This is a genomic window from Citrobacter sp. HN-141 (genome assembly GCF_033341895.1).
In the GTDB taxonomy this organism is placed as follows: domain Bacteria; phylum Pseudomonadota; class Gammaproteobacteria; order Enterobacterales; family Enterobacteriaceae; genus Citrobacter.
The window spans coordinates 1-16,124 of record NZ_JAWPBF010000018.1 but is presented as its reverse complement, the minus strand read 5'-3'; the positions used below and the strand labels follow the sequence as shown (position 1 = coordinate 16,124).

15 protein-coding genes are annotated in these 16,124 nt (G+C 50.3%); 7 read left to right on the top strand and 8 right to left on the bottom strand.

Annotated features, from left to right (window positions below):
• The first annotated feature begins 210 nt into the window (after nt 1–210).
• A complete protein-coding gene (gene pphA / locus RYZ59_RS19605; RefSeq protein ID WP_318050290.1) occupies nt 211–852 on the top strand; it encodes a protein-serine/threonine phosphatase in 642 nt (213 codons plus the stop codon).
• On the opposite strand, the gene RYZ59_RS19600 is transcribed toward pphA, so the two are convergent.
• The gene (locus RYZ59_RS19600; RefSeq protein ID WP_005120744.1) at nt 853–1,044 is read right to left on the bottom strand and encodes a YebW family protein; all 192 of its coding nucleotides are present in this window, start codon (nt 1,042–1,044) and stop codon (nt 853–855) included.
• 72 nt (nt 1,045–1,116) lie between these two features.
• Nucleotides 1,117–2,034, bottom strand: a complete 918-nt coding sequence (locus RYZ59_RS19595) for a LysR substrate-binding domain-containing protein (protein WP_318050291.1) — start codon at nt 2,032–2,034, stop codon at nt 1,117–1,119.
• A 125-nt stretch (nt 2,035–2,159) separates the two neighbouring features.
• On the opposite strand from RYZ59_RS19595, the gene RYZ59_RS19590 reads away from it, so the two are divergent.
• Nucleotides 2,160–3,341, top strand: coding sequence for an MFS transporter (locus tag RYZ59_RS19590; protein ID WP_318050292.1), 1,182 nt, complete (start codon nt 2,160–2,162; stop codon nt 3,339–3,341).
• A gap of 27 nt (nt 3,342–3,368) precedes the next feature.
• Here the strand turns inward: RYZ59_RS19590 and RYZ59_RS19585 are convergent, their stop codons facing one another.
• The 4 genes from RYZ59_RS19585 to yebS all read right to left on the bottom strand — a co-directional run bounded on the left by RYZ59_RS19585 (nt 3,369) and on the right by yebS (nt 9,151).
• Complete coding sequence (locus RYZ59_RS19585; protein WP_101742234.1) at nt 3,369–3,605, bottom strand: YebV family protein; 237 nt, start codon at nt 3,603–3,605, stop codon at nt 3,369–3,371.
• 100 nt (nt 3,606–3,705) lie between these two features.
• Nucleotides 3,706–5,127, bottom strand: coding sequence for a 16S rRNA (cytosine(1407)-C(5))-methyltransferase RsmF (gene rsmF, locus RYZ59_RS19580; RefSeq protein WP_318050293.1), 1,422 nt, complete (start codon nt 5,125–5,127; stop codon nt 3,706–3,708).
• A gap of 138 nt (nt 5,128–5,265) precedes the next feature.
• The gene (locus RYZ59_RS19575) at nt 5,266–7,899 is read right to left on the bottom strand and encodes a PqiB family protein (RefSeq protein WP_318050294.1); all 2,634 of its coding nucleotides are present in this window, start codon (nt 7,897–7,899) and stop codon (nt 5,266–5,268) included.
• A complete protein-coding gene (gene yebS / locus RYZ59_RS19570) occupies nt 7,868–9,151 on the bottom strand; it encodes a membrane integrity lipid transport subunit YebS (RefSeq protein ID WP_121584744.1) in 1,284 nt (427 codons plus the stop codon). The genes RYZ59_RS19575 and yebS overlap by 32 nt, the downstream gene beginning before the upstream one ends.
• A gap of 128 nt (nt 9,152–9,279) precedes the next feature.
• Here yebS and RYZ59_RS19565 point away from each other — a divergent pair, with 128 nt between their 5' ends.
• The 4 genes from RYZ59_RS19565 to htpX all read left to right on the top strand — a co-directional run bounded on the left by RYZ59_RS19565 (nt 9,280) and on the right by htpX (nt 13,702).
• Nucleotides 9,280–9,777 carry a GAF domain-containing protein gene (locus tag RYZ59_RS19565; RefSeq protein WP_318050295.1) on the top strand — a complete coding sequence of 166 codons (498 nt, stop codon included), beginning with the start codon at nt 9,280–9,282 and terminating at the stop codon, nt 9,775–9,777.
• A gap of 96 nt (nt 9,778–9,873) precedes the next feature.
• Entirely contained in the window at nt 9,874–10,560 is a 687-nt protein-coding gene (gene proQ, locus RYZ59_RS19560) for an RNA chaperone ProQ (protein ID WP_137381595.1), read from the top strand.
• 19 nt (nt 10,561–10,579) lie between these two features.
• On the top strand, nt 10,580–12,628 hold the full coding sequence (gene prc / locus RYZ59_RS19555) for a carboxy terminal-processing peptidase (protein WP_318050296.1): 2,049 nt from the start codon (nt 10,580–10,582) through the stop codon (nt 12,626–12,628).
• A gap of 192 nt (nt 12,629–12,820) precedes the next feature.
• Nucleotides 12,821–13,702: a protease HtpX gene (gene htpX / locus RYZ59_RS19550; protein ID WP_318050297.1), complete on the top strand. Its 882-nt coding sequence runs from the start codon at nt 12,821–12,823 to the stop codon at nt 13,700–13,702.
• A gap of 185 nt (nt 13,703–13,887) precedes the next feature.
• Here the strand turns inward: htpX and RYZ59_RS19545 are convergent, their stop codons facing one another.
• The gene (locus tag RYZ59_RS19545; RefSeq protein WP_318050298.1) at nt 13,888–14,478 is read right to left on the bottom strand and encodes a hypothetical protein; all 591 of its coding nucleotides are present in this window, start codon (nt 14,476–14,478) and stop codon (nt 13,888–13,890) included.
• A gap of 299 nt (nt 14,479–14,777) precedes the next feature.
• Between RYZ59_RS19545 and RYZ59_RS19540 the strand changes: the two genes are divergently transcribed.
• Nucleotides 14,778–15,185 (top strand): hypothetical protein, encoded by a 408-nt coding sequence (locus RYZ59_RS19540; RefSeq protein ID WP_318050299.1) that lies wholly within the window; start codon nt 14,778–14,780, stop codon nt 15,183–15,185.
• Between the two features lie 82 nt (nt 15,186–15,267).
• Here RYZ59_RS19540 and RYZ59_RS19535 read toward each other — a convergent pair.
• Nucleotides 15,268–16,124, bottom strand: an 857-nt coding sequence (locus RYZ59_RS19535) for a hypothetical protein (RefSeq protein WP_318050300.1), incomplete at its 5' end; no start/stop codon positions are given.

Genomic DNA, 16,124 nt, shown 5'->3' with positions numbered 1-16,124 from the left:
AAAAGTGAAGAAGCCCTATCGCAAAGGCGACTTGTGGGCAGCATCAACAGCATAGTTATTCTGGGCGGCATGACATCGACGGCAGAGAGTTTGTCGTGATGTCAAATCGCACCCTGCGCAAATCATCGCGTGTCGTATGCGGTTTTCTCCTCGTCTCATACCACTATTGCTAAAGTTATAGGCAGGGAATATCCGAGTGCAGAAGGTCATATGGGGCAGCCTGATAACGTCTACCAGAGGGTAGAAGGAACAAACTGGCGTCACATCTGGGTCGTGGGGGATCTTCACGGCTGTTTTTCTATGCTGATGGATAAACTGCGCCAGTGTCGGTTTGATCCGTGGCGCGATCTGCTGGTTTCTGTCGGTGATGTTACCGATCGTGGGCCTGATAGTCTGCGCTGTCTACAGTTGCTGCGCCGGAACTGGATTGTGGCGGTCAGGGGGAATCACGAGCAGATGGCGCTGGATGCGCTGGTGACGGGGGATCTGCAGTTGTGGTTTATGAATGGGGGTTCGTGGTTTGCACAGGCAGTACAACCCGCGGCAAGATTTGCTCTTGAAGCCTGTCAGCAATTACCGTGGATTCTGGAACTGCATTGTCAGAATGGCATACACGTGATTGCTCACGCCGATTACCCGGATGATGATTATCTGTGGCGAAAAGAGGTCGATTTGCAACGGGTGTTGTGGGATCGTGCGCGATTAATGAACAAAGGCAGTGGAATTCATGGCGCAGATCACTTTTGGTTTGGCCATACGCCCCTGCGCCATCGGCTTGATCGCGATAATCTGCACTATATTGATACCGGTGCGGTATTTGGCGGTGAGCTAACGTTGGTGCAATTACAATAATTAGAAATCACTATATTCCTGAGCAGGACGCCAGAAGCTGTCGATATAGTCTTCAGCCGGCAAGCATCCGCCGTTGCGAATGCGCTGATCGTCCATCGAAATTAGGCACTGCTGTTCCGTATTGTAGACATCAACCACGATATCTTCACAACCGCCATCCAGGTAGCAAACAAAAAGAATCAGCGTGAACATTCCATCCTCAAATTGTGTTGCCGTATCAATAGTGTAGAAGAAATTGCAGTTAATGGGGCGGGGAGAAAGACGTTAACGCGTCACAGTGTGCTCACGAGTGAAGGGCTGAGGCGTTTCAGTGGGCAGTTCAAAAGATTGCAACCAGTGGGTAAATTTTCTTACGGCCTCATCTTGTCTGTCGTTCCACAGCAGAGAATAGGTTCCGCTATCGATAGTCAAATCGCCAAATGGCGCAACCAGCCTTCCTGTTTTCAGGTGTTTTTCACAGAATAAATAGGGCATCACGGCCAAGCCTAAACCATCTTCAGCCGCCTGCATTGCCGCAAACGTATGATCCAGCGTGATAATCTGGTTACTTTCATGATGATCATTTGGGAAATGGCTATGCCAGCGTTTCCAGAGATCGTTACGCGCACGAATTTGAATTTTTATATGATCGTCCAGTTGATCTGGCGAGATCAGCGGTCGGCTGTGCAGGTACTGCTGGCTGCAAACCAGCAGGCTTGATTCGTGAAGAAATGGCACAGGTTTAAGTCCGGAAAAATGCGCCGGATCCCGGCGAATAGCGATATCAAAGGGAGAGGCAAAGCTAACGGGACCGATGCTGGTGGTGACATCGACGGTGAGTTCAGGGTGGATTTCATTCAGCTCAGCCAGTCTTGGCATTAGCCAGTGCATGGCGAATGTGGGTAAGCACTGGATGGTTAATCTTCCCGAAAAAACGTTAGCGTTGACCTCTTTTTCTGCCTGGGCAAGTTCATCGAGTAACCGTGTTGCGACGCGGGAAAAGGTCTCTCCGGCACTCGTCAACCTGACAGATTTGTGTGCACGATAAAACAGTTGTACGCCCAGTTGTTCTTCCAGTGTGCGGATGTGTCGGCTGACTGCTCCTGTGGTGATAAACAGTTCATCAGCAGCCGCACTGAAGCTGCTTCTGCGTGCAGCAGCTTCGAATGCCGGCAAATGGGGGAGCGAGAGTAATCGTGTCATTGGTTGAGTCTAACTCAACCAATGGACGCAATAAAGATCGTTTGTCAGCGTCTTCCCCTTGCTCATAACATGGCCCGCAACGTTCTGATTCACTATTGATATCCACTTTTCTGCAGGCAATTTTAGTGAAAGCATTCAATTTGTTTTGCCTTGGCCGGGCGGGGACATGCCTGGGGACAATGGCTTTTGCTGGTGCACTTCCGGTAATACGCGATGAGTGGCATATCGACGCCGCCGCTGCGGGAACAGTACAGACGGTATTTAGTATTGCAAACGCCTGTGCCTTATTTGCTGCCTCCTGGCTGTGTGACTATCTGGGGGCGCGCAAGGTGTATCTCATTTTCTCGTGGTTAGGTGTGTGCGCTTTATTGCTTTTTGCCTGTGTTGCCCGCTCTTACTCTTCCGCTCTGGTCATGATGGCCTTTGTTGGATTGACCCAGGGTGGGGCCTACACGCCAGCGATGATGTTGGCGATGGGTATGAACAGCGTGTCCAAACGTGGACTTGCCGTTGGGATGATCCTGGCCGCAGGTTCGTTTGGCTACCTGCTGTCAGTATTTATCTCCGCTTGGGGAGCATTGCGCTGGGGAGCGTCCTTTGCGTTCTATTTATGTGCCGCAGGCGCATTGGTTGGCGCGGTATCCGGTTCAGTGGCGCTATCCAGCTATCAGGAAGACAAGCACAGGATGCAGAACCCGGGAGGATCGGCAAAGAGCCATGCTCTGTCGGTCGGCGCAATACTGCTGATGGTGGGTTATATTGCGCATTGCTGGGAGTTACTGGGGAGCTGGGCATGGACCCCCAGCCTGGTGGCGAATGCGCTGCAAGTCTGGCAGATGGAGCCGATGACTACCGGGTTGATCGTCGCCTGTGCTGTACATTTATCGGGGATGTTCTCGACGCTGATTGTAGGGGCAATCTCCGATTATTTTAATCGCGCATCGGTGTTGATTTTTATGGGCGCTGCCGGCGCGTTGAGTTCACTCCTGATGGGATTATCGGTTTCCTGGGGGGCGGGGTGGACGTTGCTGTTTGCGTTTATGGGGAGTTTTTTCATTCTTGGCGATTCAGGCGTTTTATCTGCCGCGATTGCCGATAATGTGCCTCAGGCAAAGCTGGGAAGTGTGATGGGATTGCGGTCGCTGCTTGGATTTGGCGTAGGGTCTCTTGCGCCGTTATCATTTGGTGTGGTGATGGATTCAACGCAAAGTTGGGAACTCGCTTATAGTGTGCTGGCTGCGGGGGGAACCATCGCTTTCTTCTGTGCCTGCGTACTTAGAGTCAATTGTTTTAACGCTAATAAATAACCCGTCTGGCGACGGGTTCTTTTTGAATCAGGCAAAACGCATGACCCAGGCATCTGACTTACGGTCGTAGTGCTCGCGGAATAGAACGGAATGTTCTCCATTGAGAAGGGCCGGGACGCTGGTATCGGCATCCCAGGCGTCCAGTTGCATGCATAAATCCGGATCGGATTTACAAGGAATGGTTAACGTTCGGTCCCCCGGCGATTCGCCATGTAACTCGGCGTCGTCGATTTCAAAAGCGCCAATGCGCACACTGGTTTTCATCATCGTGCTCTCCGTTGATTTGCGGGTTGTGGTACGACCAGTTAAGCCGTCCATTTTTCAGCGTAGTCAACGTGAGCAAAAGCGCCAGTAAAAACGTGCGTTATCCTGTAAAGAGTTTACCATCCCGGACAAGATCGCGTGGATAACTGTTCTTCAACCGTGATCCAATGCGTTTTGCCAGTCCAAGCGGCTGACGCTGGAACGTGACCAGTACATCGTCGGCTGTTGGTGAGGTTTGTGGGTAGACATCTCTGCCGCGATACCACTCTTCCGCTTCTTCAGGCGTCAGTTCAAACGCATTGTGATGTCCTGGGTTAGCAAGGGCGATAACCGCCTCATGCTGCCAGCGGTAACCCTTATTGTGGGTTTCAGCGAGTTTAATCCCGAGGCGGGAAAAACGAACTTTACCAATCAGCGGTTCAATATCTGTCGGGAATAACCAAATTTCTTTATCACGCTGCCAAAGGCGCAGATTGTCTTGCCACTGCAATCCACTGGCGGTAGCGGCCTGGGTGATTTGTGCGGCTTCCCGGCTTTTCAGCGGGCTGAAGGGGAAATTTCCCACCTTATATTTCGGCGCGGGCAGTGCAGGGATAGGGGCAGTTTTTCGCAAACGTGCGACAAAGAATCCTTCACAGTCATAAATTTGCGGGAAGACGTGCAGGAACCCCTCTGGTGTCAGGGCGCGTCCGGCCTCCGGAAATAAATCACCCAGTGGCAGAAATTCGACGGCGTCTGGGTAAGTCTCTATCAGCCACTGCATGATGGATTCATTTTCATCACGGTTAAGTGTGCAGGTGGAATAGACCAATGTGCCGCCGGGACGCAGGGCGTGGAAGGCGCTGTCGAGCAGTTCGCGCTGGGTGGCGGCAATGTCCAGATTACTTTCTGGCGACCAGTTTTTCAGCGCATCGGGATCTTTACGCACGACGCCTTCACCGGAACATGGTGCGTCCAGCAAAATGGCATCAAAGGCTTCTGGCAACGCGGCGCCAAACACGCGGCCATCAAAATGAGTGAGTGCGACGTTCGCAATCCCGCAACGACTGATATTGGCATGCAGAACTTTGACGCGGCTGGCAGAAAATTCATTCGCCAGAATTGCACCCTGATTATTCATTTTGGCAGCAATTTGCGTGGTTTTAGAGCCTGGCGCGGCGGCAACATCCATCACCCGCTCCGGGATATTGCCATCGGCAAATAACGCAGCAACAGGCAACATCGAACTGGCTTCCTGAATATAAAACAGTCCGCTTAAATGCTCAGCAGTACTGCCGAGAGGTACAGACTCTTCATCGTTGCGCTCAATCCAAAAGCCTTCAGCACACCAGGGAACCGGAGTGAGTGACCAGCCATAAGGCGCGGTTAAGTCGATAAAATCAGCAACGGAGATTTTCAGCGTATTGATGCGGATACTGCGGCGTAATGGACGCTGGCAGGCTGCGAGAAAATCGTCAAAAGAGAGCGTGGAAGGCATTGCTTCACGCATTTGTGTCAGAAAGGCGTCAGGAAAATAAGCCACTTGGTACCACCGGCAAAAAAACAAGTGCGCAGTGTAGCATATACCCTCAATAATTCGAGTTACAGGGCAACAACGCACCTACGTGAAGTATGACGAGGCTAACCGCTCCAGCGCGAGTACGCCGGAGCGGGGGAAAGATTAGCGTGGCAGGGCGGTTCCCCATTGACGCCATTCTTTCGGTTCACTCTCCAGCAGCAGGAAGTGTTTACCCGCCTGCGCTTTCGGTGCCAGTGGCGTACCAGGTGGGGTGGCAAACGCGATACCACCGCGAATGAACTGATTGAAGGTCCCGGTTTTCACCACGCCGCCGGTGAGGCCGAAGTCGAGATTGTAGCCAGATGCCAGCCAGAACACAGAGTTGTTACGCACCAGGTGCTGGTAGCGCTGACTGATGCGCATGGCCACCATCACGCGATCGGACAGTGAACCCAGCGTCAGACCCGTGACGGTACCCACCTCAATACCTCTGAACAGAACCGGAGTACCGATATTCAGCGAACCAGCTTCTGGCGCTTCTACCACGATACTCAAACCATCAAGGTAACGTGAATCAGTAATCGTCGCTTCCTGCAGTTCAAAATCACGGCGCGGATTACCGCGTCCTGGTTCGACGTTAATATAGGGCTGTAAGATGGTATCCAGATGCTCTACACCTGCCGCTGAAATTTGCGGGGTAATGACCGAGAAACGTGTACCGCTACGCGCAAACGTCTGGACATACTCCGGATACAACACCGCTTTGGCCTGAACTTCGTTACGGCTGGTGAGCAGTTCAAGGGTCTGGATCTGACCTATATCGATGCCAAGGTAGCGAATGGGCATGCCCGCGGCGAGTTTCCCGGCATCAAAGGCGTGCAGCGTAATCTGTCCACCTACCGCGCGTGCAGCGGTTTCTGAGGCGTACAAGATCCGCTTGTCCCCTTTGCGCTGGCTGGCGCTGGCACCGCTCAGGTTATCGAAGCTAATCGCCCCTTTTAGCGCCCGCGACAGGGGAGAGGCCTGTACGGTCAGGCCGCTGCCGTTAAGCTGAACTTTTGCGCCACCTTCAGCCCAGAACACGCTGTTGCTGGTTAGCAGATTGCGGTATTCCGGTTTGATATGCAGATCGATATCAAACGCATCGGCACGAGGGCGTACGCTAATGACTTCACCGACGTCGAATTTACGGTACAGCACCACCGACCCGGCCTGCACATCGGGTAGCGTCTCGGCACTCAGGCTGACGGTGGTGGTGGGCAGATCGCTCAGGCTGTTCTCAATGGCTTTTTCGAGGTTTGCATACAGCGGATAGCTTTTTTTCATTTCACCTTTGGTACCCGGCAAAATGCGAATACCGCCGCTTATCCATTCGCTGGCGCTGGCGCCAAGGAACTCAACGCCATCAATGCCCACTTTGACATCCACTCGACTATTAACCACGAATTTGCTGTCACCTTGCACCAGTGCACGATGCTGCGGTTCGATAGCCACGATAAATGAAACGCCATCGCTTGATAGCTTCCGCTCGATAACCTGACCGACCTGCACGCCATGAAGGATCAGCGGCTGGCCGGCATCGATACCGTAACTTTCCGGAGCGGTCAGCGTAAGCGTCATAACGCTGGGATCATGAAGCAGGGACTGTTCACCGGGGATCACCACAAACTGGCTACGTGGTTCGCCTTCGCCGGGCACCAGTTCAAACGTTTTTCCTGTTAACAGCGAGCTCAGGCTCATATCGTTTAATGATAATTTGGGGCTTTGTAACTCAATGCGCGTGCCGTCGCGCAGTAGCGTGACAACGCTGGGGTCGACGGTCATTTCACCGGTGACTTTACCGCCTGGATTCAAATCCAGCCTGGTCAGTTGACCAACCTCCAGGCCCTGATACATCAGCGGGGTTGAACCAGCCTTCAGGCCATCGCCGCTGGGCAGCTCCAGTTTGACGATCACGCCACGTTGGCTGTGGGCGAGATCCTGATATAACCCAAACGTGTCATCGGCGGCGGCAGGTTGTGAATCCTCTGGGGAGTCAAAGGCGATGGCGCCATTGACCAGCGCGGCCAGACTTTCCAGTTTTACCTTTGCGCCGCTCAGGCTGACATCCGCATTCACCCCGGACACATTCCAGAAACGACTGCCTTTTTTCACCAGATTGGTAAAGCGACGCTCAATCAGGACATCGATGGTTACCCCCTGATGATTGGGGTTGATGGTATAGTCATAGACCCGGCCTACCGGGATCTTGCGGAAATAAACCAGTGAACCGCTGTTGAGAGAACCGAGGTCGGATGCTTGAAGATGCAACATCAAATCGCCATTATTCAGCCGATATTTTGGCTGCGTGTCGAGCGCGACGAAATGATCTTCCGGCTCGCCGGTGCCCGGCATCATGCCGATATAGTTCCCGCCAACCAGCGCATCGAGGCCAGAAACCCCCGCCAGTGATGCCTTCGGCGTCACCAGCCAGAATTGCGTGTCTTTGCGCAGGGCATCTTTCATGGTGGACTTGATGCTGACGCGAACTTCAATTTTGCGCAGATCTTTACTCAGGCTGATATCCTGCACGGTGCCAACTTCGACACCCTGATAGCGCACGGGAGTGCGGCCTGGGACAATACCGTCCGCGGACATAAAGTCGATGGTCACGGTATTGCCACGATCTTCATAGCTGCCCCAGATGAGCCATCCTGCAATCATTAGCGCGATGAACGGCAGCAGCCAGAACGGAGAGATACGGCGTTTTGTTTTAATTTGCGCTTCAATCTGCGAAGCGGGCGTTTCCTGACTCATGTGCATCCCAAAGTAAGCGGCTGTCCAGCCATTCCACTGCAAGAATAGTCAATATTACCGCTGCACCGAAATAAAACGCAGCCGGTCCCATAGTAAAAGCAAGTATCTGATCGCGATTTATCAGCGACATGGTTAAGGCGATAACAAACAGGTCCAGCATCGACCAGCGACCAATCCAGGTCACCATACGGAGTAGCAGGATGCGGGTGCGTAACCCTTGTTCACATTTAAACTGGATGCTGAACAACAACGTAAACATCACAATCACTTTAGTGAATGGCACCAGGATACTGGCGATAAAAACAATGGCCGCTACGCCAACGTTGCTGTTCGCCAGGGACATGATGCCGGTCAGAATTGTGTCTTCCTGACGGGCACCGTTAACGTAAATTACCGAGATAGGCAGCAGATTAGCAGGCAGCAACAGGACAATCGAGGCCAGCAGAGCTGCCCAGCACTTTTGGATGCTCTGATTTCTGCGCCAGCGTAATGGAATATGGCAACGGGGACAGCGGCCTCGGGCATCAGGATAACCTGTAAAGTGACAGCCGAGGCAAACACGAAGCTGTCCGTCGGGGCGACGTGCGGGCCTTTGTGGGTAAAAGCGTTCCCACAATTGCTCAACATTGAGGTGCGACAGCGTCAAAATGCTCAGGATCACCAGTGCGATAAAGGCATAGAGTCCCACTCCAGGCAGCAGAAAAGCGTAGTCCTGCACTTTGATCGAGGCGACGCCGATACCAACAAGATAGATATCAAGCATGACCCACTCTTTAAGCCTTTCCAGCATCAATAATACCGGGCGCAGGTTCATACCGAGAATATTGCCAAACCACAGATAAGCGATTGATGACACGAGTATCACGGGAGCGCCAATGACGCAAAACATCACAAAGGATGCTGTCAGCGGATCGCCTTGCCGGGTCATCTGCCAGATGCCCTGTACTACATTCGCGTCAATGCGTATGCCTAATAAATAGATGTGCAGCAGCGGCTCTCCCCACGCAAAGGGCATCAGTAACAGCATGGTGAAAGCCATTGCCGCCAGTCGCGTTAACGACCAGTCACGGCCGTCACGAATTTTGGCCTGACAGCGTGGGCAGAATGCACTTTGGTGCGAACGCATTTTCGGCAAGCTAAACAGCAGGTCACATTCAGGGCATCGTTGGTAATGCGCACGGGGTAGCGCTTCACCAATGGACCTGATCGCTATTTTTTTAGTCGGCGTGATGCGTGGATGAGTAAGGGCCATGTATCGCGAATCAAAGTGTTGAAGTAATGTTATCTTAACCCATGATGGGAATGATCTTGAGCATTTACGCATTTAATGTTTATTTTAGTAGGCTGCAGTTTTAAGTAAGACAACTAAGTGATTACATAATGAACAAAATAGAGCTATACACGGATCTGAACCGTGATTTTCAGGCATTAATGGCAGGTGAAACCAGTTTTCTGGCAACGTTGGCGAATACCAGCGCGTTATTGTACGAACGTCTTGCAGAAGTGAACTGGGCGGGTTTTTACCTGCTTGAGAACACTACGCTGGTGCTCGGTCCCTTCCAGGGGAAAATTGCCTGCGTTCGCATCCCGGTAGGGCGCGGCGTGTGCGGTACTGCAGTGGCGCAGAACCAGGTTCAGCGTATAGAAGACGTGCATGCCTTTGATGGCCATATCGCTTGCGATGCCGCCAGCAATGCGGAAATCGTTCTGCCGATTACGGTTGAGAATCGAATTATCGGCGTGCTGGACATTGATAGCACGGCGTTTGGACGCTTTACTGAAGAAGATGAACAGGGTCTGCGGACGCTTGTGGCACAGCTTGAAACCGTGCTTGCAACGACGGATTACAAAAAATTCTTTGCGACCGTCGCAGGATAATCAACGGATAACGTAGCAATTACTGATGACGTCATTATAATGACGCCTGTTCATGCCTGCGCTTGTTGGCTACGTCCGTTGTAATCAGGAAATTTCATGGAAAATCAACCTAAGTTGAATAGCAGTAAAGAAGTCATCGCGTTTCTGGCCGAACGCTTCCCGCAGTGTTTTAGTGCGGAAGGCGAAGCGCGCCCGCTGAAAATTGGCATTTTTCAGGATTTGGTAGAGCGTGTTGAGGGCGAAATGAACCTCAGTAAAACACAGCTCCGTTCGGCCTTACGTCTCTATACTTCAAGCTGGCGTTATCTGTACGGCGTTAAGCTGGGCGCAACGCGTGTCGACCTCGACGGCAACCCATGTGGTGAGCTGGATGAGCAACACGTTGAACATGCGCGTAAACAGCTTGAAGAAGCTAAAGCCCGCGTTCAGGCGCAACGTGCAGAGCAACAGGCGAAAAAACGCGAAGCGGCGGCGGCGGCTGGTGAAAAAGAAGACGCACCGCGTCGTGAGCGCAAGCCGCGTCCTGCACCGCGTCGTAAAGAAAGTGCTGAGCGTAAACCTCGCGCTGAAAAACCAGTGGCAAAAGCACCGCGTGCTCCTCGTGAAGAACAGCATACCCCAGTATCTGATATTTCAGTGCTGACGGTAGGGCAGTCTCTGAAGGTGAAAGCAGGTAATAATGCGATGGATGCCACCGTATTAGAAATCACCAAAGATGGTGTCCGTGTACAGCTGAATTCGGGTATGTCTTTGATTGTACGCGCAGAACACCTGGTGTTCTGAAACGGAGGCCAGGCCTGGCATGAACACTTTTTTTAGGCTTACTGCGTTAGCTGGTCTGCTTGCATTTGCAGGCCAGGCACTCGCTGTGGAAGACATCACGCGTGCCGATCAAATCCCCGTTTTAAAGGAAGAAACCCAGCATGCGACGGTGAGTGAACGTGTGACATCACGCTTTACGCGTTCACATTATCGCCAGTTCGATCTGGATCAGGCGTTTTCGGCAAAAATTTTTGACCGCTATCTGAATCTGCTCGACTACAGCCATAACGTGCTGTTGGCGAGCGATATCGAGCAGTTTGCCAAAAAGAAAACCGTCCTCGGTGATGAACTGCGTTCGGGCAAGCTCGATGTCTTTTACGATCTCTATAATCTGGCGCAAAAGCGCCGGTTTGAACGCTACCAGTACGCATTAAGCGTACTGGCACGTCCAATGGATTTCACCGGTAACGACAACTTTAACCTCGATCGGAGTAAAGCGCCGTGGCCGAAAAGCGAAGCAGAGCTGAATGCGCTGTGGGACGGCAAGGTTAAATTTGACGAACTCAGCCTGAAGTTGGCTGGTAAAACCGACGCTGAAATCCGTGAAACGCTGACACGTCGTTACAAATTCGCCATCCGCCGTCTGGCGCAGACAAACAGTGAAGATGTGTTCTCACTGGCGATGACCGCGTTTGCACGTGAAATCGATCCACATACTAACTATCTGTCTCCACGTAATACTGAGCAGTTCAATACTGAAATGAGCCTGTCTCTGGAAGGTATTGGCGCGGTTCTGCAAATGGATGATGACTACACCGTCATTAATTCCATGGTTGCAGGTGGCCCGGCAGCGAAGAGCAAAGCGATAAGCGTAGGCGATCGTATTGTTGGCGTCGGTCAGACCGGTAAAGGCATGGTCGATGTGATTGGCTGGCGTCTGGATGATGTTGTCGCGCTGATCAAAGGACCAAAAGGCAGCAAAGTTCGCCTTGAGATCCTGCCTGCGGGTAAGGGCACCAAGACACGTACCGTTACGCTGACGCGTGAGCGTATTCGTCTGGAAGACCGTGCCGTTAAAATGTCGGTGAAAACCGTTGGCAAAGAAAAAGTCGGCGTACTGGATATTCCTGGTTTCTATGTTGGCCTGACGGATGACGTCAAAGTTCAGCTGCAGAAACTGGAAAAACAGAATGTCAGCAGTGTGATTATCGACCTGCGTACCAACGGTGGTGGCGCACTGACCGAAGCGGTCTCGCTTTCCGGTCTGTTTATCCCTTCTGGTCCGGTGGTTCAGGTTCGTGACAACAACGGCAAGGTGCGCGAAGACAGCGATACCGATGGCGTTGTTTACTACAAAGGCCCGCTGGTGGTGCTGGTTGACCGTTTCAGTGCCTCGGCATCAGAGATTTTTGCCGCGGCGATGCAGGATTACGGTCGTGCACTGATTGTCGGTGAACCGACGTTTGGTAAGGGCACCGTACAACAGTATCGCTCCCTGAACCGTATTTACGATCAGATGCTGCGCCCGGAATGGCCGGCACTGGGTTCTGTTCAGTACACCATTCAGAAGTTCTACCGCGTTAATGGTGGCAGTACGCAGCGTAAGGGCGTAACGCCGGACATCATCATGCCGACAGGTAATGAAGAAACCGAAACCGGTGAGAAGTTCGAAGATAACGCGCTGCCGTGGGACAGCATTGATGCTGCAACCTACACCAGGTCCGATAACCTGGCGCCGTTTGGGCCGGAATTGCTGAAAGAGCACAATGCACGTATTGCCAACGATCCTGAGTTCCAGTACATCATGAAGGACATTGCGCGTTTCAACGCAATGAAGGATAAACGCAACATCGCTTCTCTCAATTACGCCCAGCGTGAGAAAGAGAATAACGAAGATGACGCAATGCGTCTGGCGCGTATCAACGATCGGTTTAAGCGAGAAGGTAAACTGCCGCTGAAGAAACTGGACGATCTGCCGAAGGATTATCAGGAACCCGATCCGTACCTGGATGAAACGGTGAAAATCGCGCTCGACCTGGCGCATCTTGAAAAAGAAAAGCCAGCGGAACAGCCCGCGACCAGTCAATAACGTCAAACAGGCACAAGAAATTGTGCCTGTTTTTTTAACAAACGCATGAAGACGTCAGTCTGATACGATAAAATGTAAAGTTGTGTCTTTCTGGTGACTTAGCACCTATGGATGCTTGAAAATAGCCGTAAGACCCATACGATATGGGTAATCGCATAGTGCGTTTTGTTAAATTGAGGTTAAAAGAAAATTATGATGCGAATCGCGCTCTTCCTGCTGACGAACCTGGCTGTGATGGTCGTTTTCGGGCTGGTATTGAGCCTGACAGGGATTCAGTCAAGCAGCGTTCAAGGCTTGTTGATCATGGCACTGCTGCTTGGTTTTGGTGGTTCCTTCATTTCGCTGCTGATGTCCAAATGGATGGCATTAAAGTCCGTTGGCGGAGAAGTTATTGAGCAGCCGCGTAATGAGAGAGAACGCTGGCTGATGAATACGGTAGCGACTCAGGCCCGTCAGGCCGGTATCGCTATGCCGCAGGTTGCCATCTACCATGCGCCAGATATTAACGCGTTTGCTACCGGAGCACGCCGGGATGCTTCGCTGGTGGCTGTGAGTACTGGCCTGCTGCAAAACATGAGCCCGGATGAAGCTGAAGCTGTTATTGCGCATGAAATTAGCCACATTGCCAATGGCGATATGGTGACCATGACGCTGATTCAGGGGGTAGTGAACACCTTTGTTATCTTCATTTCGCGTATTCTTGCGCAAATTGCCGCTGGTTTTATGGGCGGGAACCGCGATGAAGGAGAGGAAAGTAACGGTAACCCATTAATCTATTTTGCGGTGGCGACGGTGCTGGAGCTGGTATTTGGTATTCTGGCGAGCATTATTACCATGTGGTTCTCACGTCATCGTGAATTCCATGCGGATGCCGGTTCTGCAAAACTGGTGGGGCGTGAGAAAATGATTGCCGCATTGCAGCGTCTGAAAACCAGCTATGAGCCGCAGGAGGCGACCAGCATGATGGCGTTCTGCATCAACGGTAAATCCAAATCATTGAGTGAGCTGTTTATGACTCACCCGCCGTTGGATAAGCGTATTGAAGCGCTGCGCAGCGGTGAATACCTGAAGTAAGCTGCCTGAACTGATAAAGAGCCGCGATGCGGCTCTTTAGATTGTTGTTACGGTGTGGCGACCGTGAAGTCACTGAACCTCTTTACTTACTGGTCGGTGCTAAAACTGTCCATTAAAGCTTGGCCCAACGTCCCCTGTAGTCTGCTTTCAGATCTTTAATATTGAGTATTGCAGAAGAATGTTTTTTAGTTACCTAACATTTTATATTCTATAAATGCCTCTTTTACTGATTCAGGATCGTTCGGATATTGAAGTCTAAATCCGTCGATCATTAACTTATCCTGGGAGTTAATCAGCTCTGTTTGTTGAGTAGCTATAATATTTCTGCTATTCATCAATGAATCGGTTAATTTTTTCTGAAGTTTTTTTGAGAAATCTATATCTATAGTATTAAATTCGGTTCTAGCCCTAGACAGATTTAGCCGTTCCTCGATGACCCTATCCCCTAAAACTTCTAGATTTGTCTGTTCATCGTTTAACCACCCCGTTATAGCTATTCGTTTAGCATCAGTATCATAGTTAGCAGAGCTAGCAAAAAAATCATCGCATTCTGAAATAAATTGGTGAGACGCATCAGCATCTACCAATAAAGTAATCAGCGACTCACGGATGTTATTGAATTGAGAATTTAGATTAGCAAACGCTTTGCCATCGTGATGGGCGTTGCGAACAGCGCTAAGGACAGAACTAAAACCATTGTGTCCTTTGGCTTTTTGTACGTCGAATCTATTTTCAAAACCAATTTTCATGTTGTGCAAACCGACTTTCATATTCATATATCTCCGGTTATGGAATAAGTAAGACAACTCTTCATCACTATGATGGCATCATGGTTGGTGGATTTCTTTCAAAAAGTGCTTCGATTTCTTTATTTGCCAATCTGAGTACCAATCTTCTAAATATTTATTTCAACAATGAATGCGGTGATAATTATAGGATGACAATCATCTGCTATTTTGTATGGACCTGGATTTATTATGGACAATGAAAATGATGTGTTGATGGAGGATCTTCTCAGCAAGATCTCTGAAGAAGATCGTGAACAGTTTTTTTAAATTGAGGTTAAAAGAAAATTATGATGCGAATCGCGCACTTCCTGCTGACGAACCTGGCTGTGATGGTCGTTTTCGGGCTGGTATTGAGCCTGACAGGGATTCAGTCAAGCAGCGTTCAAGGCTTGTTGATCATGGCAATGTTGTTTGGTTTTGGTGGTTCCTTCATTTCGCTGCTGATGTCCAAATGGATGGCATTAAAGTCCGTTGGTGGAGAAGTTATTGAGCAGCCGCGTAATAAGCTGGTTGGTCGTGAGAAGATGATTGCCGCATTGCAGCGTCTGAAAACCAGTTATGAGCCGCAGGAAGCGACCAGCATGATGGCGTTCTGCATCAACGGTAAATCCAAATCGTTGAGTGAGCTGTTTATGACTCACCCACCGTTGGATAAACGTATTGAAGCGCTGCGCAGTGGTGAATACCTGAAGTAAGTTGCCTGGATTGTTAAAGAGCCGCGATGCGGCTCTTTAGATTGTTGTTACGGTGTGGCGACCGTGAAGTCACTGAACCGCTTTACTCACTGGTTGGTGCGAAACTGTCCATTAAAGCTTCGCCTAATGCACCCTGTATTACAACCATTGGATTCACCGGCTTTATAGTATTCTTATCTACTAGTGTTTTCTCAGGGTGAGTGGTTCTGTAAAGCATTAAACTCTCCCCTGAGTTTTGCTGAAGCATACTACCAAACTGGAAGCCGAATGTGCTGAATGAGCTAACTTCATTCTTTATAATTTCTGTTGCTTTGAATAAAGCACATAGTTTTCCAATAACTAATGATTGGCTTTTATTAAGAGTACTTTTCCATTGTTCAATAGATGGTTTAAGTTTATCAACCAGTTCTTTCCTATTAATCTGATCTACATCAGTCACATCAGATGTTACTACCGAGTCCACTATCCCTATCATATCTTGAGCAGATATTTTGGGGCCGATAGATTTCAAATAATTTAACGCGCCGATGCCGAATTCGTTAAACTGGTCATCGCTGAGAGCATTATTAGAGTTGATAAGACGTTCAATATCCCCGAGAGCATCATCAGTCTTGATGACACTCCCAATATCCTTTGCAAGGTAAAAATTAGAATTGCGAAGGAACTCTCTGCGGATTTGTGGAGAGTTTTCCATGTGAACATTCATTTTACCGAATAGATTATTTGTATTCTGTTCACTATTAGCTCCATCTATAAAAGATTTAGTGAAATTTATAACTGATTCGTTGCGACCGATTTCCCCCTTTTTGAGTCCAATGGATTCTTCAAAGTATTGCTGTATTTGGCTAGATGCTTTTGTTTGAGGGTGATGCTGCCAACTTACTGATTTAGTGTATGATGGTGTTTTTGAGGTGCTCCAGTGGCTTCTGTTTCTATCAG